The organism is Mycobacterium malmoense (genome assembly GCF_019645855.1).
Taxonomy (GTDB): domain Bacteria; phylum Actinomycetota; class Actinomycetes; order Mycobacteriales; family Mycobacteriaceae; genus Mycobacterium; species Mycobacterium malmoense.
The window spans coordinates 583,614-605,424 of sequence record NZ_CP080999.1 but is presented as its reverse complement, the minus strand read 5'-3'; the positions used below and the strand labels follow the sequence as shown (position 1 = coordinate 605,424).

Genomic DNA, 21,811 nt, shown 5'->3' with positions numbered 1-21,811 from the left:
GCTCGCTCACCGGCGCGGCTGCCACACCACTACCGCGGTGCTCTTGGGCGCCAACGCCAGATCGCGGCGCTGGTTGGCGCGCAACGTCGCCAACTCCTCGGCCATTTCGTTCAGCCGCGACTGCAGCGCCTCGACCTGATTGGACAGTTCGATAATCCGTTTGATCCCAGCAAGATTGACGCCCTCGTCCTGCGAGAGCCGCTGCACCTGACGCAGCAGCTCGACGTCACGCTGCGAATAACGGCGCCCCCCACCGGAAGTGCGCCTCGGACTGACCAGTCCGAGGCGATCGTAGGTGCGCAGCGTCTGCGCGTGCATGCCCGCCAGCTCGGCGGCCACCGAAATCAGAAAGGTCCGGGATTCGGGTTCCTTGGAGTTCTTAGCCATCAACGATTACCCGCCCACCCCGCACGCGGGTTGAAACCACTGGACCGCTCGGCCGCCGCATAGGCCTCCAGCGCCTCCTGGGCGGCGCCCTCCAAGTTCGGCGGCACGGCCACCTTCACGGTGACGAGCAAGTCGCCGCTGCCGCCGCTGCGCTTGGGCACGCCGCGGCCGCGCACCCGCAGGATGCGGCCGTCGGCGGTGCCTTTGGGCACCCGGACGCCGACCTTGCCGTCCAGCGTGGGCACCGAAAGCGTTGAACCCAAAGCTAATTCGGTGAAGCTGACCGGAACGGTCACGGTGAGGTCGTCGCCGTCACGGCCGAAGACCTTGTCCGGCCGCACATGCACCGTCACATACAGGTCACCCGACGGCGCACCGCGCAGCCCGGCCTCGCCCTGCCCGGGCAGCCGGATCCGTTGTCCGTCCTCGACGCCCGGCGGGATCCGCACGTTGATGGTGCGGGTGCGGGTGGTGACGCCGGTGCCTTTGCACTCGTCACAAGGGTGCTCGATGATCGAGCCGCTGCCCCGGCAATCGGTGCAGGGTTCGGAGAAGCCGAACGCGCCCTGGTTGCGGTTGATCACGCCGGACCCGTTGCAGGTCGGGCAGACCTTCGGGCTGGTGCCCGGCCGCGCGCCGCTGCCATGGCAATTGGTGCACGGCGCCGGGCTGGTCAGCCGCAACGGCATTGCGACGCCCTTGGCGGCCTCGACGAAATCCAACTCGGTCTCGGTCTCCAGGTCGTTGCCGCGACGCGGCCGGCTGGGACGGGCACTGCCTCCCCGCCCGAACAGGCCACCGAACAGGTCGCCGATGTTGGCGCCGCCGCTGCGCCCGGCGGCGTCGAACAAATCGTTGAGGTTGAACTCGGCGCCGTCACCACCGACGTTGAAGTTGAAGCCGCCGGTATCAAACCGGCGGCCACCGAAGCCGCCGCCAGCGAACAGCCGCCGAGTTTCGTCGTATTCCTTGCGCTTGGCCGGATCCGACAACACGTTGTGCGCTTCCGACACCACTTTGAATCGTTCGCCGGCGGCTGGGTTGTCGGGATTGGCGTCCGGATGCAGGTCGCGCGCTAGCTTGCGGTAGGCGCGTTTGATCTCTTCTTGGCTGGCGTCAGAGGAGACGCCCAGCTCCTTGTAGAAGTCCTTTTCGACCCATTCTCGCTGGGCCATGTTGCGTCACCCCCTTCCACCTTTCGCTATCAGTGCCTATTCACCGGCGGTGTCGGCGTTTTCGTCGGTGTCGGACTTCTCGGCTTCGGCGGGCTCCGTTGCGGCGACGGCTTCGTCGCCCTCGCCCGCGACCGTGTCCACCACGCCTACTAGGGCATGGCGCAGCACGTTCTCGCCCAGCCGGTAGCCCTGGCGCATGACGGTGCCGATGACCGGTTTGGAGCCCTCGTCGCCGTCGCCCTCGTGCTGCACGGCTTCGTGCAGCACGGGGTCGAAGTCCTCGCCCTCCTCACCGAACGCCGTCAGGCCGAGTCCGGCCAGCGCGCTCATCAGCTTGTCGGCGACGGACTTCAGCGGCCCCGACTCCAGGTCGCCGTGGGCGCGCGCCCGGTCGAGATCGTCGAGCACGCCCAGCAATTGGCTGACGACGGTGGCCTTGGCGCGATCCGCCGCCGCCTGCTGGTCGCGCAGCGCCCGTTTGCGGTAGTTGGCGAAATCGGCCTGCACGCGTTGCAGATCGGCGGTCAGCTCGACGACTTTGGCTCCTGCCTCGTCGGCCTTGCCGACCGTTGTCCCAGGCGTTGCGCCGGGAGGGGCGTGCCGCACTTCACCGGTCTCGGGATCGATGCGCCGTTTGTCGGTGACCGTCACCTGTTCCTGCGGGTTGCCGTCCGCGTTTTGATTGCCGCCCGTCACTTGGCCTCCCGGTCGTCGTCGACCACCTCCGCGTCCACGACATCGTCAGCTGAGCTGGACGAGCCGCCGGACTCGGCGCCGGCCTGCGCCCCCGCCGCCTGGGTGGCTTCGTAGATAGCCTGGCCCAGCGCCTGGGACTCCTGGCCGAGCTTCTCCATCGCGGACTTGATGGCGCCGATGTCGGTGCCTTGCAGCGCCGTCTTGGCCTCGGCCACAGCGGAATCCACCTTGTTCAGGGTGTCCTCCGGGACCTTGGAGCCGCCTTCGGCCTCGCGCTGCTCTTTGACGAACTTCTCCGTCTGATAGACCAGCGTCTCGGCCTGGTTGCGGATGTCGGCTTCCTCGCGACGCTTGCGGTCCTCCTCGGCGTGCGCCTCGGCGTCCTTGATCATCCGGTCGATCTCCTCCTTGGACAGGCCGGAGCCCTCCTGGATCTTGATCGTGTTCTCCTTGCCGGTGCCCTTGTCCTTGGCCGTGACGTGCACGATGCCGTTGGCGTCGATGTCGAAGGTGACCTCGATCTGCGGGACGCCGCGCGGGGCCGGCGGGATGCCGGTCAGCTCGAAGGAGCCGAGCAGCTTGTTGTGCGAAGCGATTTCGCGCTCACCCTGGTAGACCTGGATCTGCACCGACGGCTGGTTGTCGTCGGCCGTGGTGAAGGTCTCCGACCGCTTGGTCGGGATCGTGGTGTTGCGCTCGATGAGCTTGGTCATCACGCCGCCCTTGGTCTCGATGCCGAGGCTCAGCGGCGTAACGTCAAGCAGCAGAACGTCTTTCACCTCGCCCTTGAGCACGCCGGCTTGCAGCGCGGCGCCCACGGCGACGACCTCGTCGGGGTTGACGCCCTTGTTGGGCTCCTTGCCGCCGGTCATCTCCTTGACCAGCTCGGTCACGGCGGGCATCCGGGTGGAACCACCCACCAGCACCACGTGGTCGATCTCGGACACCGAGATGCCGGCGTCCTTGATCACCGACTGGAAGGGCTGACGCGTGCGGTCGAGCAGATCCTGCGTGATGCGCTGGAACTCGGCGCGGGTCAGCTGCTCGTCGAGGAACAGCGGGTTCTTGTCCGCGTCGACGGTGATGTAAGGCAGGTTGATCGACGTGCTCTGCGAGCTCGAAAGCTCGATCTTGGCCTTCTCGGCGGCCTCACGCAGCCGCTGCATCGCCATCTTGTCCTTGGTCAGGTCAATTCCGCTGGTGCCCTTGAACTTGTCGACCAGCCAGTTGACGATGCGGTCGTCCCAGTCGTCGCCACCGAGGTGGTTGTCGCCACTGGTGGCGCGGACCTCGACCACGCCCTCGCCGATCTCGAGCAACGAGACGTCGAAGGTGCCGCCGCCCAGGTCGAAGACCAAGATGGTCTGTTCCTTCTCGCCCTTGTCCAGGCCGTAGGCCAGCGCCGCGGCGGTCGGTTCGTTGACGATGCGCAGCACGTTGAGGCCGGCGATCTGGCCGGCCTCCTTGGTCGCCTGACGCTGGGCGTCGTTGAAGTAGGCAGGCACGGTGATGACCGCGTCGGTGATGTCCTCACCGAGGTAGGCCTCGGCGTCGCGCTTCAGCTTCATCAGCACGCGGGCGCTGATCTCCTGCGCGGTGTATTTCTTTCCGTCGATCTCGATGGACCAGTCGGTGCCCATGTGCCGCTTGACCGACCGCACGGTGCGGTCGACGTTGGTCACCGCCTGGTTCTTGGCGGGCTGGCCGACCAGCACCTCACCGTTGCGCGCGAACGCGACGACGGACGGAGTGGTCCGGGAGCCCTCGGAGTTGGCGACGACGACGGGGTCCCCGCCCTCGAGAACTGCGACGACGGAGTTGGTGGTCCCGAGGTCGATACCGACCGCACGAGCCATAGTGATTCCTCCTGGTTATCTAGAGCTTCTTTGGTGCCACTATGCTGAGTGAACCCCGCTCAAGCCTGCCCCTGCGGGCAGTGCGCTGTCAACCGCAATATTGAGCCGGGTTCACTCAACTTGTCGACCATGCTAACGGCGGGCGGCCGCGTCTTGTTCCCGGGGGCATCACTTCCTTCGGCGGCCTCGTCGGCCGTCCACCGCGGGCCCGCTTAGCCCGACAGCCCTTCGATGGTTGCGGCGAGAGCTCTGACCTCCCGGATGAGCGAGTCTCGTAGTTCGATCAAACCCTCCGCCTTGACGCCTGCCGCAGTGCCGGCGATCGCCTCTGGCAGTTGTGTTGCCATCTCTCGGGTGCGAGCGACGAGTCGCTCGGGATCGGTTCCCGTGTTGTTCGCGAACCGTTCGACATGTTCTAGCCGGTCATTTCACCGGACCCCGCGGGGTTGGCCTATGCCCGAAAATGCTTCAAACAGACGGCGGCGGCTCGTCGGCGTCATCGCCGAGGACAGTAGGGCCAGCGGCAGCTCATGGCGCCGAGCTTGCATCGTCGCCGGGGCTCGCGAGCCTGTAAATCTGCAGACAAAGTGCGAGTGGGTGCCTGCAGATTTACAGGCTCGGCGCTCAGGCCCGCCTTAGGGTCGCCTTAGGGTTGCCCTAGGGCGGGTCACTCACCGGCGTGAGATGACTTCCTCGATCAGCGAAAGCAGGGCGCGAGTGGCGGCGCTGGGCGGGCGGGTCACACAGGTCGCGACGTACAACCGCCATTGGAGGTCGTAGTCGGCGATGCGGACCGTCACCAGGCCCGAATCGTCGATGTCGTCAAAGATGGACCAACTCAGGAAGCCGATTCCCAGGCCCTTTCGGATATAGACCGCGGCCGTGCTGATGTCCGCGAGCTCCACGGCAACGGTCCGTTCGATGCCGGCGGCGGCGAACGCGTTGTCGACCACGGCTCGGTTGCCGTATCCGCGTGGACCGTCGACGAACGACATACCGGCCAACTCGGCCAGCGGCACCGAGTCCCGTTGGGCGAGTGGGTGATCGGCGGGGACAACCAGCAGCAGCGGAACGGCGGCGACGAGTCGAGCGTCCAGGTCGACCGGCGGCGGATCGGTGAAAACGAGGAAGGCGACGTCGAGGTGGCCGTCGCGGAGTTGTTGGGCGAGTCCGGCCGATCCGGCGCTGGCGGCGCGCAAGTGAACCACCACGCCGGGGTGTCGGGCATGGAGGTCGGCCAGCAGCGTGGGTATGTCGATCACGCTGATCGCCGTCAACGTTCCCAGGGTGACGGTCCCGCGGATGGCGCCTCGGGTGGTGGCGACGGCGTCTTTGGCCGCGCGGGCGGCGTCAATGGTCGCGCGGGCGTGGGGGACAAACTCCTGCCCGGCGGGGGTGAGTGCCACGCCCGCCGGGCCTCGGACCAACAGTTGCGCACCCAGTTCGCGTTCGAGGGCCTTGATCGTCGCGGATACGCCGGATTGGACGACGTGAAGTCTTTCGGCCGCGCGGGTGAAGCTGAGGTTGTCGACGACAGCAAGGAAGTACTCCAGATGGCGTAGCTCCACCGAGCCATTATCACCGCTGGTGATGGTGTCCATCAGAAAATGTCGTTGGCCTCGGTCGCGCTGGTCAACGTAGCGTTCGGCTGAACCCCTCTGCCGTCGGACACCCCGACCCCAACCGGACGATGCCGCATGACTCCGCAAGCTCCCGCCCTAACCAAGACCAGAACCCGTTGGTCTTCGGCGTCCACCGACGACCAATTCGTCGTCGAAAACCCCGCCACGGGTCAGACCGTCACCGTCGTCCAGGGGGCCGGGCCGGAAGAGGTGGACCAGGCGGTGCGGGCGGCCCACGCCGCGCACCTGCGCTGGAAGCGGCGCCCGGCCCGGGAACGCGGGCGGTACCTGCGCCAGATCGCCGAGGTCATCCGCGCCCACGCCGACGAGATCGCCGTGCTCGAGTCACTCGAAATGGGCAAGCCGATCACCCAGGCGCGCAATTTCGACGTCGAAGCCGCGATCGGCATCTTCGAGTACTTCGGCAGCCTGGTGGAGGTGCTGCCCAGCCAGGCGCGTGACTACGGCCCGGTCCTGGACGTGACGACGCTGGAGCCGTATGGGGTGATCGCGGGCATCGTGCCGTTCAACTGGCCACCCATCCACACCGCCGGAAAGGTCGCGCCCGCGCTGGCCGTCGGCAACGCCGTCGTGCTCAAACCGCCGGAGCAGACGCCCTCGGTGGTGCTACGCATGGTGGAACTGATTCAGTCGGTGCTGCCCGATCGCGTGCTGCACGTCCTGCCCGGCAGGGGCGCGGTGGGTGCCGCGCTCGCCGCGCACCGGCTGGTGGGCAAGGTGTCGTTCACCGGATCGCCGAGGACGGGCGCGGCGGTGCTGCGCAGCGCGGCCGGCAACCTCACCCCGACGTTGATGGAGCTGGGCGGAAAGAACCCGCTGGTGGTGTTCGACGACGCCAATCTGCACGAGGCGCTGCTGGCCGCCGTCGACGGTGGCTTTTTCAACCAGGGCGAGGCCTGCACCGCCTCGTCGCGAATCCTGGTGCAGGACAACATCTTTGCAGAGTTCGAGGCGAAACTGTGCGCCGCGGTGAGCCGGCTGCGGGTGGGCGATGGCGCCGACCCCGCCACCGACGTCGGCCCGTTGGTCACGCGGACGCAGCAGAAGCAAGTCCTGGACTACCTCGACATCGGGGTGGCCGAGGGCGCCCGCATCGCCGCTCAGGCGCCGCTGCCCGACGATCCCCGATTGGCGGACGGTTTCTTCGTCGCGCCGACCGTGCTGACCGACGTCACACCCGGCATGCGGGTGGCCACCGAGGAGATCTTCGGTCCGGTGGTCACCCTCATCCCGTTCACCGACGAGGACGAAGCGGTGCGGATCGCCAACGGCACCCCGTTCGGACTGGTCGCGGCGGTGTTCAGCCAGGACGGCGATCGGGCGCTGCGGGTGAGCCGGCGGATCCGGGCCGGGGCCGTCTTCGTCAACAACTATCACCGGATTTCCATCGGTACCGGATTCGGCGGGGTCGGCCACAGCGGATTCGGGCGCGAGCACGCCCGGGAGACGCTCGCGGAATACGGGTACAGCAAGACGATTCGGCTGACCACCAACCGCGAGGAGCTGCCGTACTGGAGTGCCGCCGCCAGGGTCCTGGCGGGGTAGCCGGTAGATGCGGACCATCGCCCTCGAAGAGCATTACGCGACAACGGGATTCCTGAGCGGACCGGGCGCCTGGCTGGCGTCGCGGCCCGGGATAGTCGAAGCGATCAGCGATCTCGGTGAGGGCCGGATCGCGGCGATGGACGAGGCGGGCGTCGACCTGGCGGTGCTGTCGCTGGCAGCACCGGGAGTCGAACAGCTCGACGGGCCGGAAGCGGTTCGGTTGGCCCGCAATTGCAATGACGAGCTCGCGGCGGCGGTGGGGCGGCACCCGGATCGGCTGGCGGGGTTTGCCGCCGTGCCCATCAGCGCGCCGGAGGCGGCGGCCGAGGAACTCGAGCGAGCGGTGCGACAGCACGGCTTTCCCGGCGCGGTCATCAACGGGCACAGCAAGGGTCGCTACCTGGACGACCGGTATTTCGAACCCGTTCTCGAGCGCGCGGCCGCGCTGAAGGTCCCGATCTACCTGCATCCGACCATTCCGCCAGCGGGCGTCATCGAGTCCAGCTACGCGGGATTCGCCGCCGACGTCACCTTCGTGTTGGCCACGGTGGGCTGGGGCTGGCACATCAATACGGCCACGCATGTGCTGCGACTGATTCTCGGTGGCGTGTTCGACCGCTACCCGTCGCTGCAATTCATCATCGGGCACATGGGCGAAGCGACGTCGTTCATGCTGCCACGGTTCGACGCCACCCTGACACCCGAACTGACCGGGCTGCGGCATCCCGTCAGCACCTACCTTCGGCGGAACCTGAACTACACCTTCGCCAACTTCAACGACGAGCCGACCTACGCCAACCTCGTCGCGCAGGTCGGCGTTGGGCGCGTGTGCTTTTCGGCCGACTACCCGTTCGGGTCGATGCGCGCCGCCCGCGCCTTCTTCGACAATCTGCCGTTGCGTCACGACGAGCGGGCGAGCATCAGCCACCGCAACGCCGAGCGGCTGCTGGGCCTGTAGGGCGCCCGCCGCATTCCGAGCGGTTCGAGCGGAAACAGACCGCGACACAACGTTATTCAGCTAGCCGCCAGAGCCGTCGGGCCGGGATCGTCGCCGCCTGTCCACCGAGCTGCCGGGGCGACACGCATCACGCGGCGGTAAACCTGCGCCAACGGCTCTGCATCGATAGGTCCCCGTCTGCAGCCACTCTTGCTGCCCAATGCGTAATCTAAGCCCTGATATCTGAGAGTTTCGGGAGCGGCGGGTGCAGTTATCGCAAAAGGCACGGCGGAACCTGGCCGCCGGTTCGCTGCTGCTCTCGTCCCTGGTGGCCAGCGCTGTGTTGGTTTCGGGCTGCAGCTCGGTCATCGAGGGCAAGCCGGTGGCCACGCCGGGGACGGGGCCGACCGAGCCCACCTTTCCCACGCCACGACCCAGCGCTGCGCCGTCGCCGCCGCCGACCGCCAGCACAAGCCCGGCCCCGGCGCCGGGGAGCCCGACGGGACCAGCGGGCGCCATCCCGCTGCCGCCGGACAAAGACGGCTATGTCTTCATCGAGACCAAGTCCGGCATGACCCGTTGCCAGATCAACAAAGAGTCCGTCGGGTGCGAAGCCCCGTTCACCAACTCGCCCATGCAGGATGGTGAACACGCCAACGGTGTCAGTATCAGCTCCGGCGGTTCGGTGCAGTGGGTGCTGGGCAACCTGGGAGCCATCCCGACCGTCACCATCGACTACAAGACCTACGAGGCGCAGGGCTGGACGATCAACGCCACCGAAGAAGGCACGCGGTTCACCAACGAGCGCACCGGCCACGGCATGTTCGTCAGCATCGACAAGGTCGACACGTTCTGAACTGCCTAAAATGCGCGCCGGCCGCTTCGGTGGATCGGGCTTCACCATCAGTTGCCGGCTTACGCCGACCGGTATGTCTCATAGGTGATTCGTATCCCTTGGTCCAAAGTTTCGTCTCCGGCTTCTTCCGCACCCACTTGGCAGTGACGCCGTTGCCCCTTGATTAGGAGTTGAATCATCTTCTCCTCCAGAGGACTCACACCTTCAAGTGAATGCCCATACCGGGCGCACAACGGCAATTGGCCCCCTTCTTGCGAAGGGGGCCAATTGCCGTTGGCGGGTCACCGGCTCGCATCGGCGACCACCATGGATTTAGAGCAGCCTGAGGATGGTGGCGATCCAAGCCCCGATCTGGCCTGTCAACGCTCCGCCCAGATTGCCTAGCATCGACGGGAGATTCGATAGGGTTGATGGGATGCTTTGTAGCAATGAAGTCAATCCACCACTAATGTCGCTCACCACCGGACTCAGGCTCGGCCAACCGTTTATTAGCTGGTTTGCGAAGTTCTGGAATGCGGTCACGAGGCTGCCGCCTTGTGCGATGTTTTGCCCATTGGGTGCGACCATAGTGCTGGCCAAATTTGGCGAGAAATTCAGGAGCAGCTTGCTCAATAGGCCACTCGGGCTGCACGTACCGGCTCTACAGGTCGCAAAGCTGAGCAGGCCATTGGCCCAACCTTGGATAGTCTTTGTATTGTTGAATTGCCCGTTGAGAAGAGCGTTTATCATGGCGCCCGGAATATTGACCAGGTTCAGCACCCCGTCCGTTGCGTCCCCAACATTGAACGCGTTGAAGGAGGCTTGAAGCGCTCCTGCGAAGGTTTTTTCGAGCAGCGGTTCCAAAGACGCTACGAAATATCCGATAGCAGTAAATGGAAGACCATTGCCCGCATTAAGTAGACCATTGACGAAACTGGAAAAGTTGGCCGCAATATACGTGGGTATCGCCAAAACACTTTCGAGCGGTTCCCCAAACTGAATCGCGGGATTAATGATAAACGCAAAGTTCAAGTCGTTAAATGCTTGGGTGATGTTTGTAGAGCTGCTGGTATTTATGAGCGCACTCCACGCTTGTTGCAATAGCGGGACAAAGTCGCTAGTTTGTGTACCGGTGAAATAGTTAACCATGTTGTTCGCGACCGTTTGGAAAGGGCCGACGTAGTCGCTCCCGTACTGCAGCCAATTCGCGGCGATTTGCTGTGCGACGGGAAATGGCATCTGGGTCCACGCGTCGAAGATCTGCTGAGTGTTCATTCCCAGGGCCTGGAAGGTGGTGACCCACGTCTGGACGGGCAAAGGCAGTGCAGCGGGGTTGATGAAGTCGGTAAGGGCGGCAGCGGGCACCGCGAGTGCGCTTGCTCCACTCGCGAGCGATTCGAGTTCGTTCCCTACGCCGGAGAATAGGTCGGTCATACCGCTAGCGGCGTCGGTGAGGTTGATGTCAGACACGCTCACCTGGCGTAGCTGTTGGGCCAGGTGAAGGTCGGGCAGGTGCTGGGCCATGGGGCCTGCGGCGATGACGACGGCGCTGGCCAGGGCGACTCCAGCGGTGATGTAGGGGCGGGCTGCGAGGTCCACGACCATCTCCTTTGTACAATTCTGGATAACGACGTGTTAAACGTACCTACCAATTATGTTGAGCAATTATTGGCAACAAAAGAGACAATTAACTGTGGTGATATGTATGAGCAGCAAATCTGTCCGAAGTGCACAGGAAACTATTACCCGCCTGAGGCTAAATAGACGGCTGGGAAAAGTCATTTGTTGGCAGCGTTGAAATGGCGTGACGGGGCGCCGTTGCTGGACGTCGACAAAAACCCATGACGTGCGCGTCTCGATCACTCCCGCTCAACGTGCCGGCGGATTTCACCGAGCGGCGCCACAGCAGGGATGACGCGAGCGGGCGGTGAAAACCGTCGTGCGGCTTGTCCCTACCGCGACGGCACGAAGGACATAACCGTCGGTGCAGTCAGCGACAACCAACGAGGGTCAACGCACGCCAAGACCAGACAGCGCCGGTGTACGCCTGTGGCACAAGCCAATACCAAGCACGCCCCGCGACTCACCACAAGCGCTCGCCCAAGACAAGGCCGGGCGCACACCCCACCCATCACCCACCCCTTGGGGGCGGGCCGTGAAACAGTGCGCACGGAGGTGGCCCCGCCGGTGACGACGGGGTAATCGTCGAAGGAGTCGGCCAACCCAGAGCAGCAGAGGATCCGGGATGAGTTTTCACCGCTAGTCGACACCTGGCCGCCGCAGATCACGTGGCCGCAAAAGGAGATGTATCGCGATGTCATCGTGCGCTGCGTGCCGCTACAGATCACCGCGCCTCGGTGACGAGCACGGCCTGACCGCGTCGGTGTCGGCGGTGAAACGCTATCTTTCAGCAAAAACGACGAGTGTTCCGTACGCCCTGGCGAACAATCGCATTGTTGCGGCAACAGTTATCTTAAGTGCGGGGGTGAATGCGGGCCTGTGCGCTACCGACGGGTACTTTCAAACTGAACTATCCCGGCGGCGGCTGGAGTTTGCTCCGAGCCCGTATACAACACAGCTACCAGGAGTTTTTGGACTCCATGACGATTGCGGAGCCACACGTTCCGGAAGCGATCACCCCAAGCCTTTCGAAAGTCCCACGGGCCTAAGTTCTTGGTAGATATGTCCAGCTCCGGCCAGCTGAGCAAGATCGCCTCGCCGGACACCCTCATCTACCGCGAAACGCAGGTGTCCGAGGAACGCAGGTGTTCGAGAAACGATGCGAACGCCGCGTCCTCAAGGCATGCGTCGAGACGCTCGCCCCGAGGCTGGGCCGCGCACCAAATCGATACCGGCACCCAATAAACCCTTTCCGGACACACCGCCGCACAGCACCACGCTGCGCACTCTCGTATCGACGATTCGATAGTCGTCACAACCGATCTCACAGACGCAGAAACGTCATGGCGCCGCTCTCGAGGCTTCATGGCACGGCATGGCATCGACCCGAGGCATCGACCCGACGCGAAACTCGAACCAGACCCGTTAATCCTTGGACGTGAGCCCATGCGGTGTCAGTACCATCGGTGCCGTGGCACGCAATGGCCCACCGGACGACTTCCACAATCAGCAGACGCAGCATGCCAACTACGGCGTGGGTGGACCCCCGCCGACCGTTCCGCCAACTCCGGAAACCCCGCCCGACCGGCGGGAGCCACCCGAATATTTCGACCCTCTCGACCAGGAAACCGAGCCCACTCCCTGGTACCGCAGGCCCGCGGGGCTCATCGCGTGGGTTGTCGTCGTCGGGATCCTGATCGCCCTCATCGTCTATGGCATCATCGAGCTAATTCACGGGGGCCAAGGCACCACCCAAACCCCGACCACGAGCACGACCAGCACGACCCCGACGACTGCCACTACCACCACGGTGCCGACCACCACGACCACGCAGCCGACCACGACATCGCCCACCGGCAGTGCCGTCGAGCCGCCGGCACAGCAGCCGACCAGGCAGCCAACACACCAACCAACCCAGCAGCAGCCAACGCATCATCATCACCTGCCACCGCTGCCGTCGGTGATCACCATTCCCGAAGTGCCGACTGTGATTACGCTGCCGCCCGGCCTGCGTTAACAACTTGGTTGCGGTCGGGTCAATGTTTGACGGCTGATCGGTAGCCGCGCGCGTGGCACCCGTACGCACGCGGCGCTCGGCGATACCGTCAGCGACCATGGCAAGGCGCGAGCCGCCACTCTATGGCGCCGGTGACACGATCGTGCAGGACGATTACGGCCACGTCGACAACGGGGTTGACGCCGCCGATCAAGAGCCTGTGTCCGACGGGCCAATTCCGGGCTGGCGCAAACCGATTGCGTTGGTCGGGTGGGGCCTGCTCATCGCGATTTTGATCGCGCTGATCGTCTGGGGCATCGCCCAACTCGTGCAGAGCGCCCCGCCGCAGGAGCCGGCAACCACGACCACGACGACCACGACGACGACCCCGCCATCAAGTGCCGCGCCGGTCGTTCCACCGACCCGCCACCAGCATGAGGAGACGACCACGCCGGATACCGACATCCCAACAGCGTCCACCAAGAATACGGCCACTCCCACCACCAGCGCTCCGTCACATGGGACGTTCCCGTTCCCGCAGCTGCCGTCGGTGATCACGCTGCCGTCGCTACCGGGGTTACCGACCGAGATCACATTGCCGCCGGGCCTGTGATGCGGCGGCGCGCCTAAACTCGCTGGAATCGACGGGCCGCCGTCCGATCGCCAGCCAGCCAACAGACACGGGGGTACGCGATATGAGCGAGTCGCTCGGGTTATCGATCGGGGCGGCCAACCTGGTTGCCGCCCACATCGGTGGCGTCCCGGTGACCCGCAGTTCGGTGTTGACGCTGTTCGAGCACCGGCCAACCGAAGTCGGTCTGCCGGAAGAAAACCCGAGTCTTGCCGAAGCCGGGCTGGTCCTGCGGGGATTCGTCGAGCGAGTCGGCGACCCGGCCCCCTTGGTGGCGGCGGACGGGACGAAATACCTTGGCGAGGTACTGACGGTCGAAGCGATCGAAGCGATGGCACGCACGGTCGGCTACGGGACACCGGTGACCGTCGCCGTCCCCGCGTATTGGTCGCAAGCCCAGTCCACCGCGCTGCGTGAGGAGTTCTTCGCCCAGACCGATTTGACGCGGAGCGGTGTGGCTCCGGTGTTGGTCTCCGACGCCACGGCCGCGCTCGCCACGCTGCGCGCCAAGCCGGGATTCCCGGCCGACGGCGTCGTCGCTTTGTGCGATTTCGGCGCCAGCGGCACCAGCGTCACCCTGACCAGTGCAGGGTCTCAGCAGATCGGTCCGTCGGTGCGGTACGCCGACTTCTCCGGCGACGCAATCGATCAGCTGATCCTCGGTCACGTGCGGGCCTCTGACGTCGCCAACACCACGCGAATCGGCGCACAGAACCGCCTGCTTGGCGAATGCCGGCGCGCTAAGGAACAACTGTCGACGACCACGCTGACCACGCTTGCGACGGGTTCCGGTGAGGATGTCCGGTTGTCCCGCAGTGAATTCGAGCAACTTGTCTCCGCACCACTGGACCGATTCCTTGGTGCTCTCGAAGAGGTGTTGCAGCGCAACGGGGTTCGGCGATCCAACCTGGCCGCTGTGGCGATTGTCGGCGGCGACGCAAACATTCCGCTCATCACGACACGCCTGTCGGGCCGCCTGCAGGTACCGGTCCACACCATACCGCAGCCCGCTACCAGCGCTGCCATCGGCGCGGCGATGCTCGGTCAGCAGCAAGCGTCGGCCGGCGTCCCGACCACCGCCAGTCCGATGGTCGAGAACCCGACCGAACTGGTCGGCACCGCCCGCGTCATCGACGGGGATGGTGCCGTGGCGTGGTCACAAGACGCCGACGGCGGCGACGAGCCGGTGCCCTACACCGGCCGTGACGCCACCGGCGAATACACCCGCGAAGCAAAGGATTTCGACTACTCGGATGGCGGCCGCGCCGACGAGGGACCGCTGCCATGGTACAAGCGCACGGCCTTGGTGCTCAGCGTGGCCGGCGCGTGCGCGGCCGTCCTGGTAGCGGCGGTGTTGGCGCTGACCCTGGGTCACACCAAAACCAACCCGATCAATACCACCCCGCCGAACCAACCGGCACCACCGCAAACGTCGGAAGCCACGACCAGCCCGAACAACAGTCCCACCGAGACCGTGATCCCGGCGCCGCCGCCACCGGCCACCCAGCCGCCCACGACCACGACGACCAACCCGCCCCCGACTACTACGACGTCACCACCACCGCCGACCACGACCACGACGACCGCCGAGCCGACCACGACGTCGCAGGCGACCACGACCGAACCGCCGGCGACCACGCGTGAAAGACCGCTGCCGCCGCGCTTTGAACCCCCATTCCGGCGTTAGCCCCGATCCGTCGAGGGCTCGGCCGGCTAACGTTCGGAGATGCTGTCCGTGCTGCGTGCCATGCTGACCCCGAACGTTGAACGGCAGGCCAAAGGCACCGGCGAGCCCTAGTTAGGGCAGCCTTTCTCGCATCGAAAGCCGCGAAGATGTAACTATGAGCAAGCCTAAGCAGCAGGCGACAAAGCACGCGCGATAACTATGCATTGGGGAGACCTTCGGTGACCACGCAGATGCTCATCAGACTGATCGTGGGCATGGGCCTGACGCTGGTCGTGCTCGTATTCGCTGCACGGCGGGTTTTGTGGCTGTACAAGCTGACGATGTCCGGCCAGCCCGCGACCGGGCGCACCGATCATCTCGGCACGCGCATCTGGACGCAGATCGCCGAGGTCTTCGGGCAGCGCCGGCTACTGAAGTGGTCGATACCGGGCCTCGCGCACTTCTTCACCATGTGGGGCTTTTTCATCCTGCTCACGGTCTACATCGAGGCATACGGGTTCCTCTTTCAGGAGAACTTCCATATCCCCATCATCGGCCGGTGGGACGCGCTGGGCTTCGTGCAGGACTTCTTCGCGACCGCCGTCTTCCTCGGCATCACGACCTTCGCCATCATCCGCCTCATGCGGAGCCCGCGTGAGATCGGTCGGGCGTCGCGGTTCTACGGCTCGCACACCGGTGGAGCGTGGCTGATCTTGTTCATGATCTTCAACGTCATCTGGACCTACGTGCTGGTCCGGGGATCCGCGGTCAACAACGGAACCCTGCCCTATGGCAAGGGCGCGTTCCTTTCGCAGCTCTTCGGCGCGATCCTGCGTCCGCTCGGCCAGCCGGCCAACGAAATCATCGAAACGACGGCCCTGCTGTTGCACATCGGCGTCATGCTGGCGTTCCTGCTGATCGTGTTGCACTCCAAGCACCTTCACATTTTCCTGGCTCCCATCAACGTCACGTTCAAGCGGCTGCCCGACGGGTTGGGCCCGCTGCTGCCGATCGAGGCCGACGGCAAGCCGGTCGACTTCGAAAACCCGCCCGACGACGCCGTATTCGGGCGCGGCAAGATCGAAGACTTCACCTGGAAGGCCATGCTCGACTTCGCGACCTGTACGGAGTGCGGGCGCTGCCAGTCGCAATGTCCGGCCTGGAACACCGGCAAACCCCTCTCACCCAAGCTCGTCATCATGGACCTGCGCGACCACTGGATGGCCAAGGCGCCCTACATCCTGGGTGAAAAAACCGCGGAGCCGCTTGAGGGTCTCGACCTCGAGACGGCCCAGGAAGAGGGCCACCACGTTCCCGAGTCCGGATTCGGCCGGGTGCCCGGACATGGGCCCGAGCAGGCGAGTCGCCCGCTGGTGGGCACCGCCGAACAGGGCGGTGTGATCGATCCCGACGTGCTGTGGTCGTGTGTGACCTGCGGAGCCTGCGTCGAGCAGTGCCCGGTGGACATTGAGCACATCGATCACATTGTCGATCTGCGCCGCTACCAGGTGATGATGGAGTCGGAGTTTCCTTCCGAGCTGTCCACGCTCTTCAAAAACCTTGAGACCAAAGGCAATCCGTGGGGGCAGAACGCCTCCGATCGGACCAACTGGATCGACGAGGTCGACTTCGACGTCCCGGTCTACGGCGAGGACGTCGACAGCTTCGACGGCTACGAGTACCTGTTCTGGGTCGGCTGTGCGGGCGCCTACGACGACAAGGCGAAAAAGACCACCAAGGCCGTCGCCGAGCTGCTCGCCATCGCCGGGGTGAAGTACCTCGTGCTGGGCACCGGGGAATCCTGCAACGGCGACTCCGCGCGCCGGTCGGGCAACGAGTTCCTGTTCCAGCAACTGGCCCAGCAGGCCGTCGAGACCCTGGACGGGCTGTTCGAGGGGGTCGAGACCGTCGACCGCAAGATCGTCGTCACCTGCCCGCACTGCTTCAACACCATCGGCCGCGAATACCGGCAGTTGGGCGCCAACTACACGGTGTTGCACCACACCCAGCTGCTCAACCGGCTGGTGCGCGACAAGAAGCTGGTCCCCGTTACGCCCGTCTCCCAAGACATCACCTATCACGACCCGTGCTACCTGGGCCGGCACAACAAGGTGTACGAGGCGCCGCGGGAGCTGATCGGCGCCGCCGGAGCGAACCTCACCGAAATGCCGCGCCACGCCGATCGCAGTTTCTGCTGCGGCGCGGGTGGCGCCCGCATGTGGATGGAAGAGCACATCGGCAAGCGGATCAACCACGAACGTGTCGACGAGGCGCTGGCCACCGGGGCCAGCACGGTCGCCACCGCGTGCCCGTTCTGCCGGGTGATGGTGACCGACGGTGTCAACGACCGCTCCGAGGAGGCCGGCCGCAGCGGCGTCGAGGTGCTTGACGTGGCCCAGATCCTGCTCGGGTCGCTCGACTACGACAAGGCGACGCTGCCGGCGAAGGGTACGGCCGCGGAGGAGGCCGAGAAGCGGGCCGCCGAGGCGCCCAAGGCCGCCGCACCGAGCGCTCCTGCAGAGGCGCCCGCCGCCCCGGCCAAGTCCGAGGAGTCCGCACCCGCCAAGGCCGCCGTGCCGGCCAAAGGCCTGGGTATCGCCGGTGGCGCCAAACGGCCCGGCGCCAAGAAGGCGGCGGCCGAACCCCCCGAAGCCAGGGAGACCACGGAGACCGCGGAAGCCAAGGCCCCAGCTGCCCCCGCCGCGCCTGTTAAAGGCCTGGGTATCGCCGGTGGCGCCAAGCGGCCCGGCGCCAAGAAGGCGGCGCCCACGGCCAAGGCCACCGAGGCACCAGCCCCCGCCGCGCCCGCGCCACCCGCGGCCGAGGCGGTTGGGGAACCCAAGGCGCCCGCCGCACCGGTTAAGGGGCTGGGTATCGCCGCCGGCGCCAAGCGACCCGGCGCCAAGAAGGCGGCACCCGCGGCCAAGGCAGCCCCGGCGACCGAAGCCCCGGCGACCGAGGCCGAGCCGGAGCCCGAGCAAAAGTCGGAGCCTGCCACGCAGCCCGATGGCGACGCGGCACCGCCGGCAGCACCCGTTAAAGGCCTGGGCATCGCGCGCGGCGCCCGCCCGCCGGGCAAGCGCTGACCGCCCTACCGGCGGGATAGCGGCTGGCGAGATCGAAGGCGGCGCGAGCAGCCGAGCGTGTTCTGCGAAGGGGGATGCTCAGGCGGCCAAGCCGAGGAACACCATGAGCGACCGCTCGATATCTGCCATGAGCGTGGTGGACACGCGGCCGATCCGCGTTTCGAGGTTTGAGCGGCGGACTGTCGTGATCTTGTCGACCATGGCGAAGCTGGGCTGGGCAACGCCGGCTGTAGCAGGGACCGCGATTCGCGCTATCCCCACGCCAGCCACCGTTGTCGCGGCCAAGCTCGGGGCCTAATCAGCAAATTTCATTGGACAACAATGGCACCATAGGTGACGTGACTACTCACCAGCTGCCCGTGCACACCCCCGGCCATCACCGGCAGCGGGCCTTCGCGCAGTCGTCCAAACTCCAGGACGTCCTGTACGAAATCCGCGGCCCGGTGCACCAGCATGCCGCGCGGCTGGAAGCCGAGGGGCACCGCATCCTCAAGCTCAACATTGGCAACCCGGCGCCGTTCGGCTTCGAGGCCCCCGACGTGATCATGCGCGACATCATCCAGGCGCTGCCCTACGCCCAGGGCTACTCGGACTCGCAGGGCATCCTGCCGGCCCGGCGCGCGGTGGTCACCCGCTACGAGCTGGTCGACGACTTTCCCCGGTTCGACGTCGATGACGTGTACCTGGGCAATGGGGTTTCCGAGTTGATCACGATGACGCTGCAGGCCCTGCTGGACAACGGCGATCAGGTCTTGATTCCGTCGCCGGACTACCCGCTGTGGACGGCGTCGACCTCCCTGGCGGGCGGCACGCCCGTGCATTACCTGTGCGACGAGACCCAGAACTGGCAGCCGGACATCGCCGACCTGGAGTCCAAGATCACCGAGCGCACCAAGGCGCTGGTGGTGATCAACCCGAACAACCCCACCGGCGCCGTCTACAGCCGCGAAATCCTCACCCAGATGGTCGATCTGGCGCGCAAGCATCAGCTGCTGCTACTTGCCGACGAGATCTACGACAAGATCCTCTACGACGACGCCAAGCACATCAACGTGGCCTCGCTCGCTCCCGACATGCTGTGCCTGACCTTCAACGGCCTGTCGAAGGCCTACCGCGTCGCCGGCTACCGGGCCGGCTGGCTGGCCATTACCGGACCGAAGGACCACGCCGGCAGCTTCATCGAGGGAATTAGCCTGCTGGCAAATATGCGGCTGTGCCCGAACGTCCCCGCGCAGCATGCGATCCAGGTCGCCCTCGGTGGCCATCAGAGCATCGAAGACCTGGTACTTCCCGGCGGCCGGCTGCTGGAGCAGCGCGACGTCGCCTGGACCCGACTCAACGAGATTCCCGGCGTGTCCTGCGTCAAACCCGAGGGTGCGCTGTACGCATTTCCCCGACTGGACCCCGAGGTCTACGAGATCGCCGACGACGAGCAGCTGGTCCTCGACCTGCTGCTGCAAGAGAAAATCCTGGTCACCCAGGGCACCGGCTTCAATTGGCCGGAGCCCGATCACCTGCGCATCGTGACCCTGCCATGGGCTCGCGACCTTGCCGCCGCGATCGAGCGGCTGGGCAACTTCTTGACCAGCTATCGACAGTAAGCGGGTCGCGGGGCCCTCTACCCTCGACCGGGTGGCTCATTCACACTCGCACGGCTCGTCGTCAGGCCCGTCGCCGCTCGGGCCGCTGCCCGCCAAGGTTGTCGTGGGGCTGCTGGTCGCGATCGGTGTGGCGGTGATAGCCGGCGCCGTGTTGCTATGGCCGAGCCGCCAGCACGTCGACATCCCGCTGCCCTTCCAGAACGCGACCGGTGGCGCGGTAACTACGGTGACCGGGCACGTCCTCTCGAGCGGGCTGGGCGACTGCGGTAGCCCGTCGGCGGGTGAGGTGCTTACTACCGCCCCGCAGCCGGCAGCGCCGGGCGCCGGGCGGTGCGTGGAAACGCTGGTCGCAATCGATTCCGGGCCGAATGCCGGCGCGGACACCCTGCTGGAGTCCTCCCCCGGTCCCAGCCAGCCGCAATTCGCGGCGGGCGATCACATCCGGCTCGTGAGGCAGGTTGACGAACAGGGCGGTACCAGCTATGCGTTCTACGACTTCGAACGCGGCTGGGCGCTGGTCGGGCTGGCCCTCGCGTTCGCGGTGGTGATCGTCGCCGTGGCGCGTTGGCGAGGGTTGCTGGCGCTGGTCGGCATCGTGGTCGCGTTCCTGGTGCTGGTGGTGTTCCTGCTGCCCGCACTGCGTGACGGCGCACCCGCGGTCCCGGTGGCACTGGTGGCGTCGGCGGCGATCCTGTACACGGTGATCTACCTTGCGCATGGGGTCAACCTGCGGACCAGCGCCGCCCTGCTGGGCACCTTGTCGTCGCTGCTGCTGGCCGCTGGATTGTCTTGGGCAGCAATCGAACTGACACATTTGACCGGACTGTCAGACGAACAGAATTCCGCGGTCAGCGCGTATCTGGGCAGTGTGTCGATCAGCGGGCTGCTGCTCGCCGGGTTCATCATCGGATCGCTGGGTGTGCTCAACGACGTGACGGTGACGCAGGCGTCGACGGTGTTCGAGCTCGCCCGTCTTGGTGAGAACACCTCGCGCAGAGCCATTTTCGTCGGCGCAATTCGGGTGGGGCGCGATCACATTGCCAGCACGGTCTACACGCTGGTGCTGGCCTACGCCGGCAGTTCGCTGCCGCTGCTCTTGCTGTTCAGCGTCGCCAACCGATCCCTGGGTGACGTGCTGATGAGCGAGAGCGTGGCCATCGAATTCGTCCGCTCCGCGGTGGGCGGCATCGCGCTGGCGCTGTCGGTGCCGTTGACGACGGCGATCGCCGCCGTGCTGGCCAAACCGGCCGAAATCAACTCCGTTCCAACAGTTCCAGCAAGTAACCACCGTAACCGGATTTGACCAGGATGCTCGCGCGTGCCGCCAGCTGCTCGTCGGTGATCCAGCCCTGCCGCCAGGCGACTTCCTCGGGGACGCTGACCTTCAGGCCCTGCCGTCGTTCCAGGGTGCGGACGTAGTCGCTGGCGTCCAGCAGCGAGTCGAACGTGCCCGTGTCGAGCCACGCCGTCCCGCGGGCCAATACCTCGACCGACAGCCGCCCCCGGTTGAGATAGATCTGGTTGACCTCGGTGATCTCGTACTCGCCGCGCGCCGATTTCTTTAGACCCTTGGCGATTTCGATCACGTCGTTGTCGTAGAAGTACAAGCCCGGTACCGCGTAGTGAGACTTCGGCGTGGCCGGCTTCTCCTCCAGCGACAACGCGATGCCGTCGTCCCCGAACTCGACAACACCGTAGGCCGACGGGTTGGCCACCCAGTAAGCGAAAATGGCTCCGCCGCTGATGGATTGGAAGCGGCTCAGATTGGTACCCAGTCCCGGGCCGTAGAAGATGTTGTCGCCCAATACCAGAGCCGCCGAATCATCGCCGATGTGGTTGGCGCCGAGGACGAAAGCCTGTGCCAGGCCGTCGGGTTGCTCTTGCGTCACGTAGCTGAGGTTGATGCCGAATTGCGAGCCGTCGCCAAGGAGTCGCTGAAAGCCGGCCGCGTCGTGCGGAGTGGTGATCACCAGGATGTCGCGGATCCCCGCCATCATCAGCGTCGACAGCGGGTAGTACACCATCGGCTTGTCGTACACCGGCAGCAACTGCTTGCTGATGCCGATCGTGATCGGATGCAGCCGGGTGCCCGAGCCGCCGGCCAAGATGATCCCACGCATGAATGGCTCCCCTACTC

18 protein-coding genes are annotated in these 21,811 nt (G+C 65.6%); 9 read left to right on the top strand and 9 right to left on the bottom strand.

The genetic code is table 11. From position 1 onward, the window contains the following. Window positions 1-6: 6 nt before the first annotated feature. The 6 genes from K3U93_RS02745 to K3U93_RS02725 all read right to left on the bottom strand — a co-directional run bounded on the left by K3U93_RS02745 (window position 7) and on the right by K3U93_RS02725 (window position 5,715). Entirely contained in the window at window positions 7-387 is a 381-nt protein-coding gene (locus K3U93_RS02745; protein WP_071508679.1) for a heat shock protein transcriptional repressor HspR, read from the bottom strand. Beyond that, window positions 387-1,562, bottom strand: a complete 1,176-nt coding sequence (dnaJ, locus tag K3U93_RS02740; protein WP_071508678.1) for a molecular chaperone DnaJ — start codon at window positions 1,560-1,562, stop codon at window positions 387-389. The genes K3U93_RS02745 and dnaJ overlap by 1 nt, the downstream gene beginning before the upstream one ends. 36 nt (window positions 1,563-1,598) lie before the next feature. Continuing rightward, a complete protein-coding gene (gene grpE, locus K3U93_RS02735) occupies window positions 1,599-2,258 on the bottom strand; it encodes a nucleotide exchange factor GrpE (RefSeq protein WP_083012146.1) in 660 nt (219 codons plus the stop codon). Further along, window positions 2,255-4,114 (bottom strand): molecular chaperone DnaK, encoded by a 1,860-nt coding sequence (gene dnaK / locus K3U93_RS02730; protein WP_083012144.1) that lies wholly within the window; start codon window positions 4,112-4,114, stop codon window positions 2,255-2,257. The genes grpE and dnaK overlap by 4 nt, the downstream gene beginning before the upstream one ends. Window positions 4,115-4,326: 212 nt before the next feature. Then, the gene (locus tag K3U93_RS25160) at window positions 4,327-4,461 is read right to left on the bottom strand and encodes a hypothetical protein (RefSeq protein WP_269142733.1); all 135 of its coding nucleotides are present in this window, start codon (window positions 4,459-4,461) and stop codon (window positions 4,327-4,329) included. A gap of 324 nt (window positions 4,462-4,785) precedes the next feature. Next, on the bottom strand, window positions 4,786-5,715 hold the full coding sequence (locus tag K3U93_RS02725) for a LysR family transcriptional regulator (protein ID WP_230981570.1): 930 nt from the start codon (window positions 5,713-5,715) through the stop codon (window positions 4,786-4,788). 96 nt (window positions 5,716-5,811) lie between these two features. On the opposite strand from K3U93_RS02725, the gene K3U93_RS02720 reads away from it, so the two are divergent. From K3U93_RS02720 to K3U93_RS02710, 3 genes are all read left to right on the top strand, one after another. Then, window positions 5,812-7,302 carry an aldehyde dehydrogenase family protein gene (locus K3U93_RS02720; RefSeq protein ID WP_083012141.1) on the top strand — a complete coding sequence of 497 codons (1,491 nt, stop codon included), beginning with the start codon at window positions 5,812-5,814 and terminating at the stop codon, window positions 7,300-7,302. A gap of 7 nt (window positions 7,303-7,309) precedes the next feature. Next, on the top strand, window positions 7,310-8,260 hold the full coding sequence (locus K3U93_RS02715) for an amidohydrolase family protein (protein WP_083012139.1): 951 nt from the start codon (window positions 7,310-7,312) through the stop codon (window positions 8,258-8,260). A gap of 274 nt (window positions 8,261-8,534) precedes the next feature. After that, window positions 8,535-9,095: a hypothetical protein gene (locus K3U93_RS02710; RefSeq protein ID WP_139797178.1), complete on the top strand. Its 561-nt coding sequence runs from the start codon at window positions 8,535-8,537 to the stop codon at window positions 9,093-9,095. A gap of 312 nt (window positions 9,096-9,407) precedes the next feature. Here K3U93_RS02710 and K3U93_RS02705 read toward each other — a convergent pair whose 3' ends face one another. Further along, window positions 9,408-10,679 (bottom strand): hypothetical protein, encoded by a 1,272-nt coding sequence (locus K3U93_RS02705; protein ID WP_083012137.1) that lies wholly within the window; start codon window positions 10,677-10,679, stop codon window positions 9,408-9,410. Window positions 10,680-12,165: 1,486 nt separating this feature from the next. Between K3U93_RS02705 and K3U93_RS02700 the strand changes: the two genes are divergently transcribed. The 4 genes from K3U93_RS02700 (at window position 12,166) to K3U93_RS02685 (ending at window position 18,073) form a co-directional block, all read left to right on the top strand. Next, window positions 12,166-12,711 carry a hypothetical protein gene (locus K3U93_RS02700; protein WP_071508741.1) on the top strand — a complete coding sequence of 182 codons (546 nt, stop codon included), beginning with the start codon at window positions 12,166-12,168 and terminating at the stop codon, window positions 12,709-12,711. 97 nt (window positions 12,712-12,808) lie between these two features. Next, on the top strand, window positions 12,809-13,303 hold the full coding sequence (locus K3U93_RS02695; RefSeq protein WP_083012134.1) for a hypothetical protein: 495 nt from the start codon (window positions 12,809-12,811) through the stop codon (window positions 13,301-13,303). Window positions 13,304-13,385: 82 nt separating this feature from the next. After that, the gene (locus K3U93_RS02690) at window positions 13,386-15,008 is read left to right on the top strand and encodes an Hsp70 family protein (protein WP_083012132.1); all 1,623 of its coding nucleotides are present in this window, start codon (window positions 13,386-13,388) and stop codon (window positions 15,006-15,008) included. 218 nt (window positions 15,009-15,226) lie between these two features. Then, entirely contained in the window at window positions 15,227-18,073 is a 2,847-nt protein-coding gene (locus K3U93_RS02685; protein WP_083012129.1) for a (Fe-S)-binding protein, read from the top strand. A 78-nt stretch (window positions 18,074-18,151) separates the two neighbouring features. On the opposite strand, the gene K3U93_RS02680 is transcribed toward K3U93_RS02685, so the two are convergent. Further along, the gene (locus K3U93_RS02680) at window positions 18,152-18,334 is read right to left on the bottom strand and encodes a type II toxin-antitoxin system PemK/MazF family toxin (RefSeq protein WP_254893626.1); all 183 of its coding nucleotides are present in this window, start codon (window positions 18,332-18,334) and stop codon (window positions 18,152-18,154) included. A 50-nt stretch (window positions 18,335-18,384) separates the two neighbouring features. On the opposite strand from K3U93_RS02680, the gene K3U93_RS02675 reads away from it, so the two are divergent. Together K3U93_RS02675 and K3U93_RS02670 are read left to right on the top strand one after the other, a co-directional pair. Next, the gene (locus tag K3U93_RS02675; protein ID WP_071508668.1) at window positions 18,385-19,674 is read left to right on the top strand and encodes a pyridoxal phosphate-dependent aminotransferase; all 1,290 of its coding nucleotides are present in this window, start codon (window positions 18,385-18,387) and stop codon (window positions 19,672-19,674) included. A gap of 31 nt (window positions 19,675-19,705) precedes the next feature. After that, a complete protein-coding gene (locus tag K3U93_RS02670; RefSeq protein ID WP_071508667.1) occupies window positions 19,706-20,977 on the top strand; it encodes a YibE/F family protein in 1,272 nt (423 codons plus the stop codon). Here K3U93_RS02670 and rfbA read toward each other — a convergent pair. Next, window positions 20,928-21,794, bottom strand: a complete 867-nt coding sequence (gene rfbA, locus K3U93_RS02665; RefSeq protein WP_071508666.1) for a glucose-1-phosphate thymidylyltransferase RfbA — start codon at window positions 21,792-21,794, stop codon at window positions 20,928-20,930. The genes K3U93_RS02670 and rfbA overlap by 50 nt on opposite strands. Window positions 21,795-21,811: the final 17 nt, after the last annotated feature.

Bases quoted from the DNA above. Each gene is read 5' to 3' on its own strand.
- K3U93_RS02745 (WP_071508679.1), bottom strand. From the start codon at position 387: ATGGCTAAGAACTCCAAGGAACCCGAATCCCGGACCTTTCTGATTTCG.
- dnaJ (WP_071508678.1), bottom strand. From the start codon at position 1,562: ATGGCCCAGCGAGAATGGGTCGAAAAGGACTTCTACAAGGAGCTGGGC.
- dnaK (WP_083012144.1), bottom strand. From the start codon at position 4,114: ATGGCTCGTGCGGTCGGTATCGACCTCGGGACCACCAACTCCGTCGTC.
- K3U93_RS25160 (WP_269142733.1), bottom strand. From the start codon at position 4,461: ATGGCAACACAACTGCCAGAGGCGATCGCCGGCACTGCGGCAGGCGTC.
- K3U93_RS02725 (WP_230981570.1), bottom strand. From the start codon at position 5,715: ATGGACACCATCACCAGCGGTGATAATGGCTCGGTGGAGCTACGCCAT.
- K3U93_RS02720 (WP_083012141.1), top strand. From the start codon at position 5,812: ATGACTCCGCAAGCTCCCGCCCTAACCAAGACCAGAACCCGTTGGTCT.
- K3U93_RS02715 (WP_083012139.1), top strand. From the start codon at position 7,310: ATGCGGACCATCGCCCTCGAAGAGCATTACGCGACAACGGGATTCCTG.
- K3U93_RS02705 (WP_083012137.1), bottom strand. From the start codon at position 10,679: ATGGTCGTGGACCTCGCAGCCCGCCCCTACATCACCGCTGGAGTCGCC.
- K3U93_RS02695 (WP_083012134.1), top strand. From the start codon at position 12,809: ATGGCAAGGCGCGAGCCGCCACTCTATGGCGCCGGTGACACGATCGTG.
- K3U93_RS02690 (WP_083012132.1), top strand. From the start codon at position 13,386: ATGAGCGAGTCGCTCGGGTTATCGATCGGGGCGGCCAACCTGGTTGCC.
- rfbA (WP_071508666.1), bottom strand. From the start codon at position 21,794: ATGCGTGGGATCATCTTGGCCGGCGGCTCGGGCACCCGGCTGCATCCG.